Below are 20915 nucleotides of genomic sequence, written 5' to 3'. Positions count from 1 at the left end.
GCTGCCGCAGCAACCGCCGTACCCATCCTGCTCACACTCAGCTACGTCTACACCTGTTATGCGCGCCCGTTCCGCGAGCACCGCCGCTGCAACGGCACCGGCCGTATCCCCTACCTGTTCGGCCGTGGCTGGCGCTTCTGCCCCCGATGCCAGGGCACCGGCCTACGCCTCAGACTCGGCCGCCGCATCTGGAACCACCTCCGCCGACTCCAACGCGAGGCCGCCCTGCCCGACGACCAATCAACGAACCGAAGGAAGGTGACGCCCAACGAGCAGACAGAAGCCGGCGAAGGGAGGTGAGGCACCTGAAGGCGTACAAAGTCGAGGAGGTAGCTGAACTACTCGGTGTAGGACGAGACAAGATCTACGAACTGATCAGAACCCGCCAGCTCCGCAGCATAAAGATCGGACGGTCGAGAAGGATCACCGATCAGCATCTAGCGGACTTCATCGCATCCCTCGAACAAGTCGATCAAGACTGATTCCCGCAACCGCATTGCGCTGCAATGCACCCTGGTTCACACTCTCGGCTAGAACCCAGCGTCAAGCCCGAGACCTGAGGAACCGCCTTGCCCACAGAGAACTACACCTTGCGACTCGACAGTGACCGCCGCAGGCAGCTCCAAGAGATCGCAGAGGAACAGGATCGAGACATGGCCTACATCATCCGCAAGGCCATCGATGAATACATAGACCGCCACACAAAAGGTCCCGGCCTCCGCGAAGCCGGCGGTACGCCTCAAAAGCAGGCCGGGACGCGCCCCGCCAAAACCGAGTGAAGGGAGAGCGGATGGCAACAATTCACATCGGCAAGTACCAGGCCAGCATCTACCGAGAGGGGAAGGGCTACACGGGAGCTCTTTCTCTCGGATTCGACGCGCAGGGTAAGCGTCAACGCCCCAAGCGAAAGGGGCGAACGAAGGCCGAAGTCAAGGAAAAGCTCATCGCACTGGTCGAAGAGCTAGAGGCAGGTGTGACGACGGAGGAGGGCTACACCGTCGAAGACTGCATCAACGACTGGCTGGCGAGAGGGCTGAAGGCTCGCAGCCAGGGCACGGTAGCCAGCTACCGATCCATGGCCATCCATCACATCATCCCCCAGGTCGGTCAGATCAAGCTCAAGAAGCTGACTGCTGACGATCTTGACGACTGGCTGGACGAACGGGCGGAAGTACTCGCGACGCGGTCACTTCGCCTCATCCATCAAATCCTTCAGCGCGCCATACGCCACGCCCAGAAGCGAGACAAGGTCAAACGGAACGTCGCCGACCTCGTTGATATCCCAGAAGGGCAAGAGGGGCGCCCATCCAAAGCGCTGAACTTTGATCAGGCGGAGGCGGTTATCCGCGGTGCCCGGTCTTCTCCGCTCATGGCGTATGTCATCATATGCCTGCTCTGCGGGATCAGGACAGAAGAGGCTCGCGCCCTCCGATGGACGGAGGTGGATCTCAAAGAACAAACGGTAGCGGTTTATCGCTCCGAGCGAGTGAAAGGAGACACCAAGACCAAGAAATCACGGAGAGTTCTCAAAGTCGCCCAATGGGGCATCCAAATCCTCAATGAGCTCCACAAGGCCAGAGCAGTCGAACGCCTGGCATCCGGCGAACGAGGCGCGGATACTGCGCTGGTATTCCGACGGGAAGACGGACGCCCCTACGATCGCTGGTACGTCCGGCGCGAATTCAAGAAGATAACAACCGCCGCAGGCATCGGAGATGATTGGTGCCCGCGCGAACTGCGGCACAGCTTCGTGTCGCTGCTGTCCGCTCACAAGGTGGCGAGTGAAGAGATCGCCCGCCTCGTTGGTCACTCGTCAACGCACGTGACCGAGACCGTGTACCGGCAGGAGATCCGACCAGCGCTGACAGACGGCGCCGTGGTGATGGACAAGATCTTCAAGTCGCGAGCCGGGTAGAGCAGTGGCTCCCCGTTTGGCTCCCTAAGATCCGAAAAGGGGCACCAGAGAAACTCTGGCACCCCTTCCGACCAGCTAAAACTGGTCGGGACGACAGGATTTGAACCTGCGACCCCTTGACCCCCAGTCAAGTGCGCTACCAAGCTGCGCTACGTCCCGGTTGTGTCGGCCGCCCCCTGCGGGGCGGGACGTCATAACCTTAGCGCACATCGGAGGTAGGCGCGTACACGGAGAGCGGGAGCGGAGGGCGTGGTGGGGCGGAGGCCGAGCGTTGATCGGGCGGAGCTGGCGCGGCTGGTGGCAGGCGGGATGAGCGTGCAGGAGCTGGCCGCTCATTTCGGGGTGTCCGAGTCGGGGGTGCTCCAGGCCAAGCGGGCCGCCGGGCTGGCCAAGCCGATGCTCGACCACAGTGCCGCCGTACCGTGGAAGCTGGCGCGCGTGCACGCGCAGTCCGGGCCGGCGACGAACCTGCGGAACCTGTCGGCGGCGGCGCAGGGGAAGCCACCGGCGGCGGAGCGGTTGAACACGGCGCTGCGGTGGGCTCAGCGGCTCGTGGACGCGGGGCTCGACGTTCGGTACGACGCGGCTGAAGGGTTCAGTGAGGTTCCGGCGTCAGCTGCGGGCTCGCACGTCGCGACGGTGCTGGAGGCCGCCAGGAAAGGGCTTGCAGCTCACTGAGTACGCGAGTTTCGATGGCCTTGATCGTGGGCAGTCGCAGGTCTCATTACAGAGACCGGAGGCGAACATCAATGACCACCTTGATCTGGGTGGCCGTCGTCGTGGTCGCGGTGGTGGCGCTCGCCGCAGTGGGCTATGTCGTGCTACAGCAGCAACGCCGCAGCCGTCTCCGCGAACGTTTCGGCCCTGAGTACGAGCGTACGGTGGCCGAGAGTGACAACCGGCGTGAGGCCGAGCGGGAGCTCATCGCCCGCGAGCAGCGCCATTCCGAGCTCGACATCCGGCCGCTGCCGGAGGAGACGCGCGATGCGTACGCCACCCGGTGGACCGAGGTCCAGGAGCGTTTCGTCGACGCCCCCGGGTTCGCGGTGACCGAGGCGGACCAGCTCGTCACCTCGGTGATGGCGGAACGCGGCTACCCCACGGACGACTTCGAGCAGCGGGTGTCCGATCTGTCGGTCGGGCACGCGGCCACTCTCGACCACTACCGGACGGCCCACGAGATCAGCGGGCGGGCGGCCAGGAAGGAAGCCTCGACCGAGGAGCTCCGACAGGCCATGGTTCACTACCGCGCGTTGTTCGAGGAACTGCTGCACGAGACCACGCGAGGGCGGTGAACGTAGATGAGCAGCAGCAGAAGAAGTGAGGACGAGCTCAAGGTCCCGTCGCAGCGGTCGGACGATGCCGGCGGGGACGACGAGCACAGGGACCTCACCGACGGGACCGGCGACCGTCACGACGACACCACCGGGCGGCACGACGGCGGCTACCCGAACGACGCCGGTCACACCCCGGCGAGCCACGGGTACGCCCCCGCGGTCCCCGACCGGGACCATGACGACGAGCCGTCCTACAAGGACCCCTACGCGAGCACCGATGCCACCGGCGACCTGCCAACGGAGCCGCACCGCGAGACCCCTCTGGGACACGGCTCCGACCACCGCTCCCCCGACCCCGACCCCGCTCACGCCGGTGTCCCCGCCGACGAGACGCCCGGGCACGGGACCTCCCGGGACGTGCTGTCCGGAACCGGGGCACGCCACGACGACCGGTCCGACGACGTGCTGGTGCACAGCGACCGGTCCGACGACGTGCTGGTCCACGGCGACCGGTCCGAGGACAGGTCGGTGCACGGCGACCGGCCTCACGACGAGCTGGCTCATGACGGGCGAGCCCAGGACGACGACGTCCTGGTTCACGGGGAGCGGGACGACGACGATCTCGCGCGCGACGATCTGGCGCGCGACAACCTGACCCCTGCTGGAGCGGCCCGCGACGGGCTGACGACCGACGGCGGTCTCACCGACAGCCGTCGCACCGACAACGATCTCACCGACGGTGAGATCGGCGAGGGCAGGCGGCCGGTCGAGGGGGCTCCCCTCGAAGGGGCGCCCGTTCAGGGAGCACCCGTCGAGGGCGCTCCGGTCGATGACGTTCCCTCGCACGCGGCCCCTCAGGAGGTCGCCCTGTTCGACCAGGACCCCGCCGAGGTGCAGGCCCGCTGGCGGGACGTCCAGGCGTCCTTCGTGGACGACCCCGCCGAGGCGATCCAGCGCGCGGACGGCCTGGTCGGCGAGGTGGTGGAGTCGCTGACCAGCTCCCTCACCAGCCGTACCGGCGCTCTGCGTGAACGGTGGAAGGACGTCGACTCCCCCGACACCGAGGACCTGCGTCAGGCGTTCCGCGACTACCGCAACGTCCTGGAGCGGCTGCTGGCGCTGTCCACGCACAATCTGTCCGCTGAAACGAGGAGGTGATCGGCATGCTCGCAGTCGTCGCAGCGATCATCTTCGGGTTGGGCTTCCTGCTCGACCTCGTGGGTGTGAAGATCGGCGGGATCTCCGGCATGACGTTCGTCCTGCTGGGGCTGACCTTGCTGGCCCTGCATCAGGCAGGCGTCGGCACGGCGAGCATCCGCGGCGGGTCCGGCAACTGGCGCGGCCGCAGCCGCCGCTGAGCAGGATACCGACCAGCCGCTGAGCGCGCTGTCCGGGTGGGAGGCCGACCGGCCTCCCACCCGGAAACGCCCCAAAGAACTAAATAGCGCTAAATATCCAGAAAAAACCGGGCCAGGACGGGCGAAGAATCAGGTCACCCCTTACCAGGGAACCGCATGATCACGGTGCTCCCCCCGCTGCCCACCCTCAACGTGAAATCAGAGGACAGCAGCCGCGCCACCCACAAGCCCATCCCCCCCACCGCCCCCGGCAGCGGCCCCGGCTTCCAGAAGCCCTCGTCGTGCACCTCGACCACCAGGTCCCCGCTGATCACCCAGGTCCTCATGGCGGCCCGGTCGGCCCCGTGCGTGACCGCGTTGGTCGCCACCTCGTTGACCGCGATGACGAAGTCGCCGACCGCCTCCTCGGGCATCCCGACGGCGCGGGCCTCGTCCTCGGCGAACTGCCGGACCTCCGGCAGGTCCGGCAGGCGGAAGCGCAGCTCCTTCACGGGCACGCCGGGTGGCGGGCTCGTGAAGCCCGACTGAGGCTCGACGTCCTCGTTCACCCGGCGACTCGCCTTTCTCTCACCAGCCGGCCAGCGGCTAACCGACCAGCAGCTCACTGCGGAGCTGGTCGAGTACCTTACGGAGAATCCGTGAGACGTGCATCTGCGAGATGCCGAACTCGGCGGCGATCTCGGCCTGCGTCATGTTGCCGAAGAAGCGCAGCAGCAGGATGTGCTTCTCCCGGCTGGGCAGCGCGTCGATGAGCGGCTTGACCGCCTCGCGGTCGACCATGGTGCTCAGCGTGTCGTCGTCCTCGGGGATGACGTCGCCGAGCGAGGCCGCGTCGTCGTCGGTGCCGAGCGGCGCGTCGAGCGACAGCGTGCTGTACGCGGCCGAGGCGTCGAGAGTGAGCAGGACGTCCTCCTCCGAGATGTTCATCTTCGCGGCCAGCTCGGCCACGGTCGGGGACCTGCCGAGGTCCTGGCTGAGGTCGGCGACGAGCCGGTTGAGCTCGGACCGTCGCTCCTGGTAGAGACGCGGCACCCGGATGGCCCAGGTGCGGTCGCGGAAGTGCCGCTTGACCTCACCGGTCATCGTGACGACCGCGTAGCCCCTGAAGGCGTGGCCGAGGGTCGGGTCGAAGCCGTTGACGGCCTTCATCAGGCCGACGTACGCGGCCTGGAGGAGGTCCTCCAAAGGTTCGCCCCGGTAACGGTAACGCCTGGCGATTTCCATGGCCAGCGGCCGGTGCATCTCCACGATGCGCTCGCGCAGCCGTTCCCTGTGGCTGTCGGGTGTGTCTTCCCTGACCATCTCAGCCAGGAGTTCTTCCGCGGTCATCTCCTCGAGGACGTACTCCTGCACAGCCATCGCTGCTCCTCATATGGGTCGCAGGGCGGCCTCCGCCAGCAGAAAAGCCCAGGCAGAGGCACGCCTCGCTCTACTCTCGAGACGGAAGCCCTCTGCTGGACTTCGGTCCCAGTCTCCCCCCTGCCGCGGGAAGTATTCCTCGGTCGCGTGGTGACAGTAGGGTTGCTTCGTGACAATGCCCGAAAACGGCGAAGGGCCCGTGGCCGCCCTGAGCCTGACGTCGTCGACCGTCGACGAGATCACGGTCGTCAAGGTCGACGGCGTGCTCGACGCCACGACGCGTGAGCAGTTCGCCGACTACCTGTCGCTGGCCGGAGCCCACCTGATACTCGATCTGGCCGGGGTGACGTTCATGGATTCGCGCGCGCTCGGGCTGATCGTCCATCACTGGCAGACCAGCCTGGCGTCAGGAGCGCGGTTCGCCCTGGTGGGCGTGGAGTACTCGAAGTCGAAGGTGATGTGGATCACCGGGCTGGCCCAGCGCCTGCCGCTGTACGACACGCTCGACGACGCGCTGGCCGCCATCGGCTGAGGCTCTATGAGCGACGCGTCGACGACTTGCGCTGATGCTCCTCCACCAGGAGCCTGGCCAGATCGGCCACCTTGACCTGATGGTGCTGCGAGATCCTGCGCAGCTCCTCGAAGGCGGCCTCGGCCGTGCATCCGCTGGTCTGCATGATGATGCCCTTGGCCTGGTCGATGACCGACCGGCCGGCCAGGGCCTCCTGGAGCTGGGCGGCGTCGGTGCGCACCTCCTCGAACTCCCACATGTTCGCCATGGCCACCCCGACCTGCTCGGTCAGCATGTCGGCCAGCGAATGGGCGGCCTGCGGGGAGAAGGCACCCGGGCGTACGGAGTAGAGTCCGACGATGAGCTGCGCCGGCGCCACCTCGATGGGCACGATCAGTACCGAACGCACCCCCCAGCGGGTGGCCAGTGCGTTGTAGCGGGGCCAGCGGCTGTCGCTCAGCACGTCGGTCAGGCTCGCGCGGGCGCCGCTCTGGCGGGCCTCCAGGGACGGCCCCTCACCGATCTCGCGTTCGCCCTCGACCAGCATGATCAGCTCGCTGTGCGAGCCGGAGACCAGCACCCGCTGGTCGCGCCAGTGTTCGGCCGAGCCGCCCGAGCACCCGGGCACACCGGCCGCCAGCGCCGTGGTCAGGCCGCGCAGCACGCTCTCGGTGGAGGTGTCCTCGCCCAGCCGCCCCAGTGCCGCCAGGTCTCGGGCGAGCCCGGGAGTGATCATCGCCGTCGATTCCATAGCAAGAAGCCCCTACCCCTTATGGCTACCGTTATCCCCGGTGGCGTAGCGTCAAAGGATGACCATGCCGGACCTCGAACACGCTCTGGACGCGCTGGCGGGACGCGTGTCGTCCTTGCGTGAGGCGAGGACCGCCTACCCTACCGACCTCGCGCCCACGCTCGACGCCGCCCTGGCCGAACTGGACACCGCCGCCGAGTTGCTCGCCGAGGCGCGCGAGGCGCTGCGCAAGGCGCCCAAGCGCGCCGCGAGCAAGAAGGACGGCACCCAGCGGGAGCTGAAGCTGCTGCGCCAGGTGTTCCGGGCCTTCCCGGTGCCGGTGATCGTCCTCGACGGCGGCGGGGTGGTCCGGCGGATCAACCCGGAGACCTCGCGGGTGCTCGGCAGCCCCGACGGCTACCTGGTCGGGCGGTCGTTCCCGCTGCTGGTCGACGTCTCCAGGCGGGCGGCGTTCCGCTCGCACCTGAACTCGGTGCTGCAGACCGGGCAGCCGTCGGCGTTCGAGACGCGGCTGGCGCACCAGGGGCGCACGCACACCGTCCAGCTCGCGCTGACGCGGGTGACGATGCCGGGCGAGCCGCAGCAGATGGTGGCGGCCGTGGCGCTGCCCACCGAGGTGCAGCTGCCCGAGCCCGGGGGGCGGCGACCCGAGCAGTCCGACGGGGCGCTGCTGCTGGCCGCGTCCAAACGGCAAGACCTGCTGGCCAGGGTCGGCGGGCTGCTGCTGGACGAGGAGGCGCTGCTGCGTCCGGTGGCGATGCCGCGCACCACGCGCCTGCTGGCGGCCGAGTGGGCCGACTGGGTGATCGCCGACCTGGTGCGCGACGGGCTGCCGCGGCGTTCGGTGGTGGTGGCGCCGAAGAACCATCCGCTGGGCGACCTGGTGCGCCAGGTGGAGTCGGCCGACCCGGCCGGCGGCCAGGTGGTGATGCAGGTGCTGGAGCGCGGTTCGGGCGTGGTGCACGAGATGGTCGACGACGAGTCGCTGCTCGGCTTCACCGCCGAGGGGCCGCTGCTGACCGCGATGGGCGCCGGCTCGCTGCTGTCGGTGCCGATCGGGCAGTCCGACGGGGTGCTGACGCTGGTGCGCACGCACGACCGGCCGCCGTTCTCGCTGGCCGACCTCGGCGTGCTGCAGGACGTGGGGATGCAGCTCGGCCTGGCCGTCCGCGCCCAGTCGAGCTTCCAGAGCCGTTCGCGGGCCGCCGACGCGCTGTCGGCCAGCGTGGCCCCGCGCAACCTGCCCGACGTGCCCGGCTACGAGGCGTCGGCGGTCTACCATCCGGGTGCGTCGGTGGGCGCGGAGTTCTACGACGTGTTCCCGGTCGCGGGCGGCTGGGGGTTCGCCCTGGGCGGCGCGGCGGGCAAGGGTGAGGAGGCGGCCTCGGTCAGCGCCATGGTGCGCGGCGGGCTGCGGGTGCTCAGCACCTGGGAGACCCATCCCGACCTGGTGATGCGCAAGGTCAACGAGGCTCTGGTGGCGCAGGGCACGGGCATGTTCGTGATGGCGGTGGTGGGGTTCGTCAAGGGCCGGACGATCCAGCTCTCCTCGGCCGGCCACCATCCGGCGGCGCTGCTGCAGCCCGACGGCAACGTGCGCTTCGCGGCGGGCGGCGGCGTGCCGATGGGCATCTCCCCGGAGGCCGAGACGAACGTGCAGGAGCTGACCGTCTCCGTCGGGGAGACGCTGGTGCTCTACTCCGAGGGCCTGATCTCCTCCAGGAACGACGTCGGCGAGCCGTACGGCGAGGAGCGGCTGGCCGACGTGCTGGGCCGTTGCGCGGGCCAGTCACCGGCCACCGTGGTCAAGGCGGTGGAGGCCGACCGGCACGCCTTCTCGGGCGGCCAGGTGTGGGACGAGATCGTCGTCCTGGCCCTCAAGGGTGTCTGATCTGCGGGGGTTTGCGATCCGGCTAAACATGGGTATTGTCTTTCCGTAGAACAACGTGCCTAAGACGCAGGCACACCTTGAAGGCTTTTCCACGCTGAGGTGTGCCATGAATATTGCGATCGTCGCGTCCGCCAAGGGAAACCAGCGCCACCGTATCCTCTCCGTAGCACGCGAGCTGGGCCGCGAACACCACGTCACCATCTACTCCCGCCGTGACGACGCCGAGGGCAAGCCCAAGACGCGGGTGGCCCCGGGAGTCACTCTGGAGCAGATCGACGTGGGCCCGGCCAAGGACCTCACGCCCGAGGACGTCGTGCCGTACCTGAACGACGTGGGCGAGCACCTCATGAAGCGGTGGAACCAGGAGCGCCCGGACGTGATCCACGCCCACTCGTGGACCGGCGGGCTCGCCGCCGTGGCGGGCGCCAAGGGGTTGGACGTTCCGGTCATGCAGACCTTCCACACCGTGGACGCCGCGCACCAGAAGCTGGAGCGGGCACTCGGACGCCGGGCCAAGGCGGTCATCGCCGGCTCGGGCGACGAGGAGTCGGCGTTGATCAGGCTGGGTGTGCCGCGCGGGAACATCGCGATCGTGCCGCACGGCGTGGACACCGAGCGTTTCCAGCGGCGCGGGGCGATCGCCACCAAGGGCGCCCGCAAGCGGCTGGTGCACGTCGGCCCGCTGTCCCCCGAGCGCGGGGCGTACACGGCGGTGCGGGCGCTGCAGGGGCTGACGGACGTCGAGCTGGTCATCGCGGGCGGCCCCGAGCCCGAGGACCTGGACCAGGACAGGGACGCGCGCCGGCTGCGCGCCCTGGCCGAGCAGCTCGGCGTCGCCGACCGGGTGACGCTGCTGGGGCAGGTCAAGCGGGCTTCGGTGCCGAAGCTGATGCGCAGCGCGGACGCCGTGGTGTCGGTGCCGCGCGAGGCCGCGACGGGCGTCGTCGCGCTGGAGGCCATGGCCTGCGGCGTGCCGGTGATCGCCTCGGCCGTGGGCGCCCACCTCGACTCCGTGATCGACGGCGTGACCGGTCTGCTGGTCCCGCCGGACCGGCCGGCGCGCACCGCGCGGCTGGCCCGCGAGATCCTGTGCGACCCGACGCTGCGCACCGCGCTCGGGTACGCGGGCGCCGACCGGGCGCGCTCGCGCTACTCCTGGGAGCGCGTGAGCCAGGAGCTGGTCCGCGTCTACGAGTCCGCCTGCGTCTGACGGAGACGGCTGGAGACGGCTGGGGACGGCTGGGGACGGCTGGAGAGGCGGGCGGCGGAAGCCGTCGTCCGCCTCTCGCCGTTCCCAGGCGTGGCCCGGTGTGCCAGGGTGACGCCCATGGAGATCAGTGAGGCACGTTCGCTGGCACCCGCGCTGCGGCGGCTCCTTCAGGACGCCCACACCCTGATCGACGAGTCCCAGCCCCCCGCCGAGCTGGTGCGCCGGGTGACCGCGCACCTCGACTGCGGGCTGGAGGACCTGATCTGCGTCACGCGGAGCTTCAAGAACTGGGAGCACGCGAGCCTCCAGCGGGGCGTCGACGCGTATCTGGAGGCCCGGGGCGGGGCCGAGTGGTTCGGCGTGTCCGGGACCGGGCGCGAGCACTCCGACAGCATCGACGTCATCGCCATGTCCGCCCGCGCCGAGATGGTCGGCGTCGGCGCCGTCGACTACGCCACCGTGTCCGTCGGCCCGGAGGAGACGACCGAGGTGGTCTCGTTCGGGCTGGCCCTGACGCACGCGCCCGGCGGTGAGCCGATCGTGCTCGGCATGCGAGGAGCGGTCGAGAGGTACGGCAGGGACGACTGCCGGGTGGAGCTGATCGGGACCGCCCGCTCGGCCGCGACCGCCGCCGGCCAGGAGATCGAACGGCTGATGCGCGAGAACGACGTGCTGCGCGGCCAGATCCTCACCTTCGGCGTCTCCGAGCACCGGGGCAACCAGCTGGTGACGTTCCTGCCCCGGCCGTCGATCGACCCCGAGCAGGTGATCCTGCCCGAAGGGGTGCTGGAGACGATCGAGCGGCACGTCGTCGGCATCGCCAGGCACGCCGACGTGCTGCGCGCCCGCGGCCAGCATCTCAAGCGCGGCCTGCTGCTGCACGGCCCGCCCGGCACCGGCAAGACGCACACCGTCCGCTACCTGATGGGCCGCATGCCGGGCGTGACGGTCGTGGTCATGGCCGGTACGGGGCTGCGCTTCGTCTCCGAGGCGGCCGCCCTGGCCAGGCGCCTGCAGCCGGCCATCGTGGTCGTCGAGGACGTCGACCTGGTCGCGCACGACCGCCGCTTCTCCGAGGAGGGCAGCCCGCTGCTGTTCACCCTGTTCGACGCCATGGACGGCGTCGGCGCGGACGCCGACGTCACCTTCGTGCTCACCACGAACCGCGCCGAGGTGCTGGAGAAGGCGCTGGCCGACCGGCCGGGCCGGGTGGACCTGGCCGTGGAGGTGCCGCAGCCGGACGCGCGCCTGCGGGCCGCGCTGCTGCGCCTGTACGGCGGCGACCTGCTGGCGGAGGTCGACCTGGAGCCGCTGGTGGCCGGCACGGACGGGATGACCGCCTCGTTCTTCAAGGAACTGCTGCGCAGGGCCGTGCTGGAGGCGCTGCGCTCGGGCGGCCGGGCGGAGGCGCTGAGCAGGGAGCACCTGTCGGCGGCGCTGGAGGAGATGATGCGCGGCCGGGAGGAGCTGACCAGGGCGATGCGGGGCGGCGCCCAGCCTGTCCGGAAGGGGCCCTTGTTACCAGAGTGAGATCTTTGCTTCGATGGTCCGCATGTCTACTCGCGGTTCGAAGCGGGCGGCGGTGGCGGCGCTGATCACGGCCCTCACCCTCCCCCAGAGCGCACAGGCGGAGACGTCGAGGTGGGGCACCCCCGTCCTCGTCGAGAACTTCGACGGCTCCTCGGTCGACACGAGCAGGTGGATGGTCTACCACTCGCCGGACGCGGCCCGTAACCCCCGTACGGGCAGGGCCGCCACGGTCGCGGACGGGATGCTGCGCCTCAAGGGCGGCCGGTACGGCGGCAAGGACCTGTCCGGCGGCGTGGCCACCCGGCTCGCCCAGCGGTACGGCAGATGGGAGGTGCGGTTCAGGGCCGAGGCGGGCAACGGCTACACGCCGGTCGCGCTGCTGTGGCCCACCGCCCAGAGCGACGGCGACGGCTACGCCGAGGTCGACTTCGCCGAGATCGTGGACCCGCGCCGGCAGGGCGGCGGCATCTTCGTGCACGGCGGCCGCGGGCGCGCGCAACGGCAGCTGCGCGCCGACTTCACCCGCTGGCACACCGCCGCCGTGGACTGGCTGCCCGGCCGGCTGACGTTCTGGCTGGACGGCAGGAAGGTGTGGGACTACCGCGGCCGGTACGTGCCCGACGGCGACCGCATGGGCCTGGCGCTGCAGAACGACGTGGTGTGCGAGCCGCGCTGCCGCGACTCGTCCACCCCCGCGACGGTGTCGATGTACGTGGACTGGGTGAAGGTCTACCGGCCGTCCTGAGGCAGCAGCCTGGCCGCCTTCAGCCCGAGGTGCACGGTCAGCCGGTCGTCGCCGTCGGACAGGTCCCGGTGCAGGAGGCGTTCGGCCTTGCCCAGGCGGTAGTAGAGGGTCTGACGGTGGACGCCCAGCTCGGCGGCCGTCTTCTGGGCGTGGCCGCCGAGATCGAGGTAGACCTCCAGCGTCTGGGCCAGCTCGGCGTCGAGGGCGGCGGTCTCGGCGGCCAGCTCGCGCAGGTCGGAGCGGCCGAGGCGGGCCAGCAGGCGGTGCACGCCCAGGTCCTGCCAGCGGGCGATGGGGGCGTGCCGGGGGAAGTGCTCGGCGATGCGCAGCGCCTGGCGGGCCTCGCGCCAGCTCTGCCACGCCTCGGCCGGGTCGTTCCTGGGGGCGCCGATGCCGGCGGCGGTGCCGTACGCGCTCTGCAGGGTCTGGGCGACCTCTCCGGCCAGGTGGGCGGGGGCCAGCAGGGCGACGGGCGAGCCGGTGCGGGCCAGCACGCCGCGCGGGAGCGTCCAGAGGGCGGCCACGCGTTCGCTGGACTCGCGCACGGCGACGGCGGTGACCGGGCCGGGGATCTCGATGGAGGCCGCGGCGCGTTCCTCGGGGTCGGCGGAGAGCAGGGCGAGCAGGCCGCGTCCGAGGTCCTGGCGGCTCCTGGCCTCCTGGGCGAGCGCCGCGGCGGCCCTGGCGACCAGCGGCGCGACGCGGCGCAGCGCCTCGTCGGCGAGGCTGCCGGAGTCCAGCAGCCACAGGTAGCCGTAGGTGACCTCGCCGTGGCGCAGCGGCCAGCAGACCCGGGCCAGCACCTTGAGCTCGGCGTCGGCCGGGATCCTGACCGGGCCGCCGGCCCTGGCGATGCCGTAGCGTTCGAAGTAGTCGCGTACCTCGCCGGTGGCGCGTCGGCGCAGGATGGACTCCTGGCGGACCGTGTCGATGTCGCCGTGCTGGGCGCCGTAGGCGAGCAGCCGGAACGAGCGGTCCTCCAGCGTCGCGGACGCCCCGAGCGTGGCGGCGATCTCGTCGACGATTTCCTGAAGGTCGGACGTGTTGTGCATTTGTATGACAGCCTGCCACATCGATCGTTACGCGCGTTCATGGCCCCCTCTGACCTGGGGTTTCTAGACTTGAGACATGTTGGGTCAACTGCTCCTTGCCGCCTCCGGGAGCGGCGTCGTGCGCCGCTCCGTGTCAGGCTTCCCGCTCACCCGCAAGGTGGTGGACCGGTTCGTCGCGGGCGAGAGCGTCCAGGAGGCCCGGGACGCCATCGAACGGCTGCGTGACGCCAACCTGGCCGTGACCGTCGACCACCTCGGCGAGGAGACGCGCGACGCGCGCGCCGCCGAGACCGTGGCGCGGGCGTACGTGACGCTGCTGGAGGCGCTGAAGCCGCTGCAGCTCGGCAGCCGGGGCGAGGTGTCGGTGAAGTTGTCGGCCGTCGGGCAGCGGCTCGACGACGGCATGGCCCTGGAGCACGCCCGCGAGATCTGCGCCGCCGCCGCGGCCAACGGCTCGACCGTGACGCTCGACATGGAGGACCACACCACCGTCGACTCGACGCTGGGCATCCTGCGCAAGCTGCGCGAGGACTACCCGTCGACCGGCGTGGCGATCCAGGCCTACCTGTTCCGCAGCGAGGACGACTGCCGCGACCTGTCCCACGAGGGATCGCGCGTACGGCTGGTCAAGGGCGCCTACCGCGAGCCCGCCTCGGTCGCGCACCAGGGCAAGCAGGCCGTGGACAAGGCGTACGTGCGATGCCTGCGCATCCTCATGGCGGGGAAGGGTTACCCCATGGTGGCCACGCACGACGACCGGCTGATCTCCATCACCGAGCTGCTCGCCGACCGCTTCGGCCGGACTCTCGGCGACCACGAGTTCCAGATGCTCTACGGGATCCGGACCGACCGGCAGGAGGCCCTGGCCGGGGCCGGCCACACGGTCCGCGTGTACGTCCCCTACGGCGACGACTGGTACGGCTACTTCATGCGCCGGCTGGCCGAGCGCCCCGCCAACGTCGCCTTCTTCCTTCGTGCCCTTGGGGGTAAGTAAATGGATGCCATCAGCAACGTCCCCGTCCCCGTGAACGAGCCCGTGCTCGGCTACGCGCCGGGCAGCGCCGAGCGTTCGGCACTGGAGGACCGCATCAAGGAGCTGGCCGGCTCCCCCGTCGACCTGACCATGACCATCGACGGCGAGCAGCGGCTCGGCGGCGGCGCGCCCATCGACGTGGTGCAGCCGCACAACCATGCCTCCGTCCTGGGCCGTACCAACGACGCTACGGCTCAGGACGTGCAGGACGCCATCGACAGCGCCCTGCGGGCGGCGCCCGCCTGGCGGGCGCTGTCCTTCGACGAGCGGGCCGCGGTCTTCCTCAAGGCCGCCGACCTGCTGGCCGGCCCGTGGCGCCAGACGCTGAACGCGGCCACCGTGCTCGGCCAGTCGAAGTCGGCGCAGCAGGCGGAGATCGACGCGGCCTGCGAGCTGATCGACTTCCTGCGCTTCAACGTGGCCTACGCCCGTCAGCTCTACTCCGACCAGCCGATCTCGTCGCCCGGTGTGTGGAACCGGATGGAGTACCGGCCCCTTGAGGGGTTCGTGCTGGCGATCACGCCGTTCAACTTCACCGCCATCGCCGGAAATTTGCCGACTTCTGCCGCTTTGATGGGCAATGTCGTCGTCTGGAAGCCGTCGCCGACGCAGCAGCTCGCCGCGCACCACACGATGCGGCTGCTGGAGGCGGCCGGGCTGCCGCCGGGCGTGATCAACATGGTCACCGGCAACGGGCAGGCCGTCTCCGACGTGGCGATGACGCACCCGGCCCTGGCCGGCGTGCACTTCACCGGCTCCACCCCCACCTTCCAGCACCTGTGGGGCACGATCGGCGCCAACATCGCCTCCTACCACGGCTACCCGCGCCTGGTGGGCGAGACCGGCGGCAAGGACTTCGTGCTGGCCCACCCGTCGGCCGACCCCGCGGTGCTGTCGACCGCGCTGGTCAGGGGCGCCTTCGAGTACCAGGGCCAGAAGTGCTCGGCGGCCTCGCGGGCGTACGTGCCGCGTTCGGTGTGGAACCGCATGCGTGACGACTTCGTGGGCGTGGCCGAGTCGCTGACCGTGGGCGACGTGGCGGCCGACCTGTCGACGTTCATGGGCGCGGTCATCGACGAGCGGGCCTTCGCCAAGCACAAGGACGCCATCGACCGGGCGCGGGCCGCCTCGAACATCGACGTGCTCACCGGTTCGTACGACTCCGGCGTCGGCTACTTCGTCAAGCCGACCATCCTGGAGTGCGCCGACCCGACGGACGAGATCTTCGTCAAGGAGTACTTCGGGCCGATCCTCGGCGTGCACGTCTACGAGGACCGCGACTTCGACACGGTGCTCGACCAGATGGAGGGCATCGCCCCGTACGCGCTGACCGGCTCGATCATCGCCCAGGACCGGTACGCCATCGCCGCGGCCTCGGAGCGGCTGCGCTTCGCGGCGGGCAACTTCTACGTCAACGACAAGCCGACGGGCGCGGTCGTGGGCCAGCAGCCGTTCGGCGGCGCGCGGGCCTCGGGCACCAACGACAAGGCCGGCTCGATCTTCAACCTGATCCGCTGGGTGAACGCCCGCACGATCAAGGAGACGTTCGTCCCGCCGACCGACCACCGCTACCCGCACATGGGCTGACGCCCCCGAAGAGCCACGGCCGGCACCCCCACAGGGGTGCCGGCCGTCTCCAATTCCGTCAAGAACCGCCTTCGACGATCGTCAGCGAACTCTCCGCACCTCTGGCGAAGCCGGGAACCCCCGCCCTGTCCAGCGCAGCGAGGACGTCATGGGCGGTCATGGGCGGACGGCGTTTCCCCGCCGCCATCCGCGCGAGCACGCCCAGCACCTCACGCGGACTGCGGTCCGGCAGCGAGCGCAGGTAAGCGTCGGGAGCGCTGACGCTCGTCCCGTGGCGGCCGAGGAACGACGCCGGGAAGTCCGTGACGTTCCAGGTGACCAGGGTCCGGGCGTGACCTGCTGTCGCGGCGGCCATGTGATGGCGGTCGCTGCTCGCGCACGATCACACGTTCCCGTTCCGACAGCAGGTGATCGCTCCAGACCCACGTGTGCACGGCGTCCTCGGTCAGCGCGAGCATGAGGTCCATCAGCGAGAACGGGAACAGCACGTTGGTGTCGACGAAGACCCGCGCCATCAGCCACTATCCCTCGGGAGATCAGGAGGGAAGTTCCGCCTCTTCGGCGACCTCCATGATCCTGCGGCGGGCTTCGGCGCGACGCTCGCGGCGATCCTGGAACTCCAGGACGTCTTCCAGGCGGACGACCCGATGGCGACTGCCCGGGAGGCGTTGTGCGGGGATGTCGCCCTCGTCCAGCAGTCGCACGACGAAGGGACGCGACAGGCCGAGCAGCTCCGCGACCTCGTTGGGGCTCAACAGGACCTCGGCGGGCAGGGCCCAGACGGCGTGCCCCTTGCCGAGGTCGTGCGCCGCGGCGGCCAGGAGCGTGACCAACGAGCGTGGCAGCACGAGGTCGGTGCCGTCCGGCCCGCGCAGCACCAGCGACGCGTTCCCTGCGGCAGCCGTCGCCTCCAGATGTTCGAGCAGCTTGCGGTCACCGCTGTCGGCTTCGACGCGTGTCGCGCCGGCCAGGACGCCGCTGCGGGGCATGACCACCTCCGGCCCTCGATATCTGCAATAAGTGCAACCCACCTTCACCGAGAGGCGGGAGCGGGTGGCGTAATGTGCAAGGTTTGTGTCATTGACGCCAGCGCAGGGCCGCGACCAGCATGAAGACATGCAGCGACGGATCGTGATCGTCGTCTTCCCGGGCTTCCAGTTGCTGGACATGGCCGGGCCGGCGGACGTGTTCGCGACCGCCGACCTGATCGCCCGGGGGCGGGGTTACCGGGTCGAGGTGGCCGGGGTGGAGGCGGGGGCGGTGAGCGCGTCGAACGGGGTCACCGTCATGGCGGGGGCACTCGGCGAGGTCTCAGGGCCGATCGACACGCTCCTGGTGGCCGGCGGGCTGTCGGTGCCGCGGCAGCTGGAGGACCGCACGCTGGTCGGGGCGATCGCCGGCCTGGCCGCGCGGGCCGGGCGGGTGGCCTCGGTCTGCAACGGGGCCTTCCTGCTGGCCGAGGCCGGGCTGCTCGGCCGGCGCCGGGCCACCACCCACTGGCTGTCCGCCGACGACCTGCGCCACCGCTACGCCGACGTCGAGGTGGACCCCGATCCCCTCTACATCGAGGACGGCAACGTGTGGACCTCGGCGGGCGTGCTGTCCGGCGTGGACCTCGCGCTCGCGCTGGTGGCCAGGGACCACGGCCACGAGCTGGCCCGCGACGTCGCCCGCGGGCTCGTCGTCTACCTGCACCGGCCGGGTGGCCAGAGCCAGTTCAGCGCGCCGATGCGGGCCATGACGCCGCGCAGCCTGCCCCTGCGGGAGCTGCAGGGCTACATCGACGCCAACCCGGCCGCCGACCTGAGCGTGCCCGCGCTCGCCCGGCGCGTCGGGATGAGCGAACGGCACTTCTCCCGCGTCTTCACCGAGCAGACCGGCCTGCCACCCGGCCGGTACGTCGAACGCAGCCGCGCCGACGCCGCCAGACGTCTCCTGGAGGTCACCGGGCACCCCCTGGAGACCGTGGCCAGGGAGGCGGGCCTGGGCACGCCGGAGACCCTCTACCGCGTCTTCCGCCGCCACTGGCGGGTGTCGCCGGGCGAGCACCGCCGCAGATTCCAGTCGAAGGAGAAATGACACCATGCATGTGGCAATCCCGCTCTATCCCCGTTTCACCGCCCTCGACGCGGTCGGCCCCTACACGGTGCTGGCGTTCGCGCCCGGCGTCACGGTGACGTTCGTGGCCGGGGAGGTGGGGCCGGTGACCGACGACCAGGGCACCCTGTCGATCGCCGCCACCGCCTCCTACGCCGACCTGCCGCGTCCCGACGTGGTGATCGTGCCCGGCGGGCCCGGCACCGCGGAGGCGATGTCGGACGAGGCGCTGCTCGGCTGGCTGCGCGAGGCCCACGAGCACACGCGGTGGACGACGTCGGTGTGCAGCGGCTCGTACGTGCTGGGCGCGGCGGGGCTGCTCAAGGGCGTGCGCGCGACCACCCACTGGGCGGCGCTGGACGGCCTGACGGGCGTCGGCGCCGAGCCGGTGAGCGAGCGCGTCGTCACCGAGGGCAAGATCGTGACGGCCGCCGGGGTGTCGGCCGGGATCGACATGGCCCTGACCCTGCTGGCCCAGGCCGACGGCGTCGAGACCGCCCAGGCGGTGCAGCTCGCGATCGAGTACGACCCGCGCCCGCCGTTCGACGCGGGCTCGCCCGCCAAGGCGCCCGAGGGCACCGTCGAGCGGGCCATGAGCCTGATCTCCTGACCGTCCGGCCGCGGCGCCCCCGTCCCTCCCGGGACGGGGGCGCCGCGCGTTGCGGGGGTCAGGGCCGGTCCGCCGGGGGCGGGTCGCCCGTGGCCCCGAGCGGCAGGACGTCGAAGTGCACGACGACGTGGGTGCCACCGGCGGGGGTGTCCCTGCCGTCCGACAGGCGGCGGAAGCGGTCCAGCACCTTCAGCACCCGGTCGCGCAGGTCGGCCGTCTCCTCGGGGGTGAGCCGCAGCGAGCGGCGGGCGAACACGCTGGCCTGCATCCATTCCTCGGCGGCCTGCGCCGAGCCCTCGCGCCAGCGGGTCAGCTCCGCGCCGCGCTGCCGGACCATGTCGTCCAGCAGGAACTCCAGGGCGTCGGCCTCCTCCGGGTGGTCCCTGGCCGGCCCGAAGCTGAAGCCGCCGGGCGTGATCCGCCAGTACTTCTCCTTGCCCCGGCCCAGTTCGGGCGCGATCTCGATCATGCCGTGGCGGGCCAGCTCGCGCAGGTGGTAGCTGGTGGCCCCGGTGTTCTGCCCGAGCAGGCCGGCCAGGCCGGTGGCGGTGGCCGGGCCGTGCTCGTCGAGCAGCTCGTAGATGCGCAGCCGCAGCGGGTGCGCGAACGACTTCAGCGCCTTCGCGTCGAGGGTGCGGGCGGAGAAGCTCTTGCCTTCTGTCACTGTGCAAGCCTATCTTTGCAAAGGAATCTATGCACACTTTTCCTTACACACTATCGGGGTACACCGTGAACCGTCTCGGCCGGGCCTTCTGGTTCCTCTGGTCGTCCACCGCGCTGTCGAACCTGGCCGACGGTGTCCTGCGGGTCGGCGCGCCGCTGCTGGCCGTGTCCATGACCCGCTCCCCCACGCTGGTGTCGCTGGCCGGGGCCGCCGCGACCGCGCCCTGGTTGCTGTTCGCGCTGCACGCGGGGGCGGTCGCCGACCGGGTCGACCGCCGCCGGGTCATGACGCTGGCCAACACCGCGCGTACGGCGGTGCTGGCGGTGGCGGCGCTGCTGGCGACGGCGGGCCTGCTGAACCTGTGGACGCTGCTCGCGGTGGTCTTCGCGGCCGGGGTGAGCGAGGTCTTCGCCGACACCTCGGCGCAGTCCGTCCTGCCCATGACCGTCGCCAAGGACGATCTCACCAGGGCCAACGCCCGGATCGTCGGCGTCCAGACCGTCGGCAACGACTTCGTCGGCGCGCCGCTGGCCGGGCTGCTCGTCGGCCTGCTGCCCGCCGCCCTCTTCGGCGCCCCCGCCCTGCTGTACGCCGCCGCCGCCCTGCTGCTGACCGGCATGGCCGGCTCCTTCCGGGCCGCTCCGGCCACGTCCGGGCCGCGCCGGCCGCTGCGCGCCGACATCGGCGAGGCGCTGCGTTACCTGTGGGCTCACCGGTTCCTGCGCAGGCTGGCGATCTCCGCGGGCATGCTGAACCTGGCCAACGCCGGATACTTCGCCGTCTTCGTCCTGTGGGCCGTCGGCGACGGGTCGCGCATCGGCCTCGACCCGAGCGGCTACGGCCTCATGATGACGGCGTTCGCGGCCGGCGCGGTGCTCGGCTCGCCGCTGACCGGGCCGGTCACGCGACTGATCGGCGAGAGCGGCACGCTGGTGGGGGCGTGGCTGATCAGCAGCCTGCTGCTGCTCGTCCCCATGCTCGTGCCGTCGCCGTGGGCGCTGTACCCGGTCGCGGTGGTGTGGGGCGTGACGGGGGCGGCGGCCAACGTGCTGGTCGTCTCGGTCCGGCAGCGGCTGATCCCCGGCGAGATGCTGGGCCGGGTGAACTCCGCCTACCGGCTGGTCGGCATGGGCGGCATGCCGGTGGGCGCGGCACTGGCCGGCGTGGTGGGCGACCTGTTCGGGCTGGCCACCGTGCTGGCCGGGGCAGCGGGGCTGTGCCTGGTGGCTGTGGGGCTCGTGTGGCGCGCCCTGCCTGGGCGAATTTCTGCGGCGCTGACCAGCGAACCTACGCTTTCCGACATATCCAGATCACGTTAGGCACCC

The 20915-nt window shown here is 70.6% G+C and carries 24 protein-coding genes and 1 tRNA gene; 17 read left to right on the top strand and 8 right to left on the bottom strand.

Going from position 1 to position 20915, the window contains the following annotated elements; all coding sequences use genetic code 11:
* Positions 1-146: 146 nt before the first annotated feature.
* The 3 genes from ABZ444_RS07320 to ABZ444_RS07310 all read left to right on the top strand — a co-directional run bounded on the left by ABZ444_RS07320 (position 147) and on the right by ABZ444_RS07310 (position 1915).
* Entirely contained in the window at positions 147-482 is a 336-nt protein-coding gene (locus ABZ444_RS07320; protein ID WP_357993908.1) for a helix-turn-helix domain-containing protein, read from the top strand.
* A gap of 171 nt (positions 483-653) precedes the next feature.
* Positions 654-779, top strand: coding sequence for a hypothetical protein (locus ABZ444_RS07315; protein WP_357993905.1), 126 nt, complete (start codon positions 654-656; stop codon positions 777-779).
* Between the two features lie 11 nt (positions 780-790).
* Positions 791-1915, top strand: a complete 1125-nt coding sequence (locus tag ABZ444_RS07310) for a tyrosine-type recombinase/integrase (RefSeq protein ID WP_357993903.1) — start codon at positions 791-793, stop codon at positions 1913-1915.
* 82 nt (positions 1916-1997) lie between these two features.
* On the opposite strand, the gene ABZ444_RS07305 is transcribed toward ABZ444_RS07310, so the two are convergent.
* Positions 1998-2074: transfer RNA gene (locus ABZ444_RS07305), tRNA-Pro, on the bottom strand.
* 150 nt (positions 2075-2224) lie between these two features.
* Between ABZ444_RS07305 and ABZ444_RS07300 the strand changes: the two genes are divergently transcribed.
* From ABZ444_RS07300 to ABZ444_RS07285, 4 genes are all read left to right on the top strand, one after another.
* A complete protein-coding gene (locus ABZ444_RS07300; protein WP_357993900.1) occupies positions 2225-2593 on the top strand; it encodes a hypothetical protein in 369 nt (122 codons plus the stop codon).
* 71 nt (positions 2594-2664) lie between these two features.
* Complete coding sequence (locus tag ABZ444_RS07295; protein ID WP_357993897.1) at positions 2665-3210, top strand: hypothetical protein; 546 nt, start codon at positions 2665-2667, stop codon at positions 3208-3210.
* A 6-nt stretch (positions 3211-3216) separates the two neighbouring features.
* The gene (locus ABZ444_RS07290; protein WP_357993894.1) at positions 3217-4350 is read left to right on the top strand and encodes a hypothetical protein; all 1134 of its coding nucleotides are present in this window, start codon (positions 3217-3219) and stop codon (positions 4348-4350) included.
* Between the two features lie 5 nt (positions 4351-4355).
* Positions 4356-4550, top strand: coding sequence for a hypothetical protein (locus ABZ444_RS07285; RefSeq protein WP_357993891.1), 195 nt, complete (start codon positions 4356-4358; stop codon positions 4548-4550).
* A gap of 134 nt (positions 4551-4684) precedes the next feature.
* Here ABZ444_RS07285 and ABZ444_RS07280 read toward each other — a convergent pair whose 3' ends face one another.
* Together ABZ444_RS07280 and ABZ444_RS07275 are read right to left on the bottom strand one after the other, a co-directional pair.
* Positions 4685-5098 (bottom strand): ATP-binding protein, encoded by a 414-nt coding sequence (locus ABZ444_RS07280; protein ID WP_357993888.1) that lies wholly within the window; start codon positions 5096-5098, stop codon positions 4685-4687.
* 37 nt (positions 5099-5135) lie between these two features.
* A complete protein-coding gene (locus tag ABZ444_RS07275; protein WP_352330971.1) occupies positions 5136-5909 on the bottom strand; it encodes a SigB/SigF/SigG family RNA polymerase sigma factor in 774 nt (257 codons plus the stop codon).
* Positions 5910-6084: 175 nt separating this feature from the next.
* Between ABZ444_RS07275 and ABZ444_RS07270 the strand changes: the two genes are divergently transcribed.
* Entirely contained in the window at positions 6085-6441 is a 357-nt protein-coding gene (locus ABZ444_RS07270; RefSeq protein ID WP_357993967.1) for an STAS domain-containing protein, read from the top strand.
* A 4-nt stretch (positions 6442-6445) separates the two neighbouring features.
* On the opposite strand, the gene ABZ444_RS07265 is transcribed toward ABZ444_RS07270, so the two are convergent.
* Positions 6446-7156 carry a GAF and ANTAR domain-containing protein gene (locus ABZ444_RS07265; RefSeq protein WP_357993885.1) on the bottom strand — a complete coding sequence of 237 codons (711 nt, stop codon included), beginning with the start codon at positions 7154-7156 and terminating at the stop codon, positions 6446-6448.
* A 73-nt stretch (positions 7157-7229) separates the two neighbouring features.
* Between ABZ444_RS07265 and ABZ444_RS07260 the strand changes: the two genes are divergently transcribed.
* From ABZ444_RS07260 to ABZ444_RS07245, 4 genes are all read left to right on the top strand, one after another.
* A complete protein-coding gene (locus tag ABZ444_RS07260; protein ID WP_357993882.1) occupies positions 7230-9062 on the top strand; it encodes a SpoIIE family protein phosphatase in 1833 nt (610 codons plus the stop codon).
* A gap of 106 nt (positions 9063-9168) precedes the next feature.
* Positions 9169-10272, top strand: coding sequence for a glycosyltransferase (locus ABZ444_RS07255; RefSeq protein ID WP_357993879.1), 1104 nt, complete (start codon positions 9169-9171; stop codon positions 10270-10272).
* A 117-nt stretch (positions 10273-10389) separates the two neighbouring features.
* Positions 10390-11802 (top strand): ATP-binding protein, encoded by a 1413-nt coding sequence (locus ABZ444_RS07250; protein ID WP_357993876.1) that lies wholly within the window; start codon positions 10390-10392, stop codon positions 11800-11802.
* Between the two features lie 22 nt (positions 11803-11824).
* Positions 11825-12547, top strand: a complete 723-nt coding sequence (locus tag ABZ444_RS07245) for a glycoside hydrolase family 16 protein (protein WP_357993873.1) — start codon at positions 11825-11827, stop codon at positions 12545-12547.
* Here the strand turns inward: ABZ444_RS07245 and ABZ444_RS07240 are convergent.
* Positions 12532-13599 carry a helix-turn-helix domain-containing protein gene (locus ABZ444_RS07240; protein WP_357968417.1) on the bottom strand — a complete coding sequence of 356 codons (1068 nt, stop codon included), beginning with the start codon at positions 13597-13599 and terminating at the stop codon, positions 12532-12534. The two genes, ABZ444_RS07245 and ABZ444_RS07240, sit on opposite strands and share 16 nt — an antisense overlap.
* Before the next feature lie 76 nt (positions 13600-13675).
* On the opposite strand from ABZ444_RS07240, the gene ABZ444_RS07235 reads away from it, so the two are divergent.
* Both ABZ444_RS07235 and pruA read left to right on the top strand, forming a co-directional pair.
* The gene (locus ABZ444_RS07235) at positions 13676-14593 is read left to right on the top strand and encodes a proline dehydrogenase family protein (protein ID WP_357993870.1); all 918 of its coding nucleotides are present in this window, start codon (positions 13676-13678) and stop codon (positions 14591-14593) included.
* On the top strand, positions 14594-16219 hold the full coding sequence (gene pruA / locus ABZ444_RS07230; RefSeq protein ID WP_357993867.1) for an L-glutamate gamma-semialdehyde dehydrogenase: 1626 nt from the start codon (positions 14594-14596) through the stop codon (positions 16217-16219).
* A 58-nt stretch (positions 16220-16277) separates the two neighbouring features.
* Here pruA and ABZ444_RS07225 read toward each other — a convergent pair whose 3' ends face one another.
* Together ABZ444_RS07225 and ABZ444_RS07220 are read right to left on the bottom strand one after the other, a co-directional pair.
* On the bottom strand, positions 16278-16574 hold the full coding sequence (locus ABZ444_RS07225; protein WP_357993864.1) for a hypothetical protein: 297 nt from the start codon (positions 16572-16574) through the stop codon (positions 16278-16280).
* 181 nt (positions 16575-16755) lie between these two features.
* On the bottom strand, positions 16756-17208 hold the full coding sequence (locus ABZ444_RS07220) for a helix-turn-helix domain-containing protein (RefSeq protein WP_357993861.1): 453 nt from the start codon (positions 17206-17208) through the stop codon (positions 16756-16758).
* A gap of 127 nt (positions 17209-17335) precedes the next feature.
* Here ABZ444_RS07220 and ABZ444_RS07215 point away from each other — a divergent pair, with 127 nt between their 5' ends.
* Together ABZ444_RS07215 and ABZ444_RS07210 are read left to right on the top strand one after the other, a co-directional pair.
* A complete protein-coding gene (locus tag ABZ444_RS07215; protein ID WP_357993857.1) occupies positions 17336-18298 on the top strand; it encodes a GlxA family transcriptional regulator in 963 nt (320 codons plus the stop codon).
* A 4-nt stretch (positions 18299-18302) separates the two neighbouring features.
* Positions 18303-18926, top strand: a complete 624-nt coding sequence (locus ABZ444_RS07210; protein WP_357993854.1) for a DJ-1/PfpI family protein — start codon at positions 18303-18305, stop codon at positions 18924-18926.
* Between the two features lie 58 nt (positions 18927-18984).
* On the opposite strand, the gene ABZ444_RS07205 is transcribed toward ABZ444_RS07210, so the two are convergent.
* Positions 18985-19590: a winged helix-turn-helix domain-containing protein gene (locus tag ABZ444_RS07205; protein ID WP_357993851.1), complete on the bottom strand. Its 606-nt coding sequence runs from the start codon at positions 19588-19590 to the stop codon at positions 18985-18987.
* A gap of 65 nt (positions 19591-19655) precedes the next feature.
* Between ABZ444_RS07205 and ABZ444_RS07200 the strand changes: the two genes are divergently transcribed.
* Positions 19656-20909 carry an MFS transporter gene (locus tag ABZ444_RS07200; protein ID WP_357993848.1) on the top strand — a complete coding sequence of 418 codons (1254 nt, stop codon included), beginning with the start codon at positions 19656-19658 and terminating at the stop codon, positions 20907-20909.
* The last annotated feature ends 6 nt before the right edge of the window (positions 20910-20915 follow it).

Origin of the sequence: Nonomuraea sp. NPDC005730, assembly GCF_040630865.1 — a bacterium.
In the GTDB taxonomy this organism is placed as follows: domain Bacteria; phylum Actinomycetota; class Actinomycetes; order Streptosporangiales; family Streptosporangiaceae; genus Nonomuraea.
The sequence above is the reverse complement of the archived record's forward strand: the minus strand, read 5'-3'. Positions and strand labels throughout refer to the sequence as shown.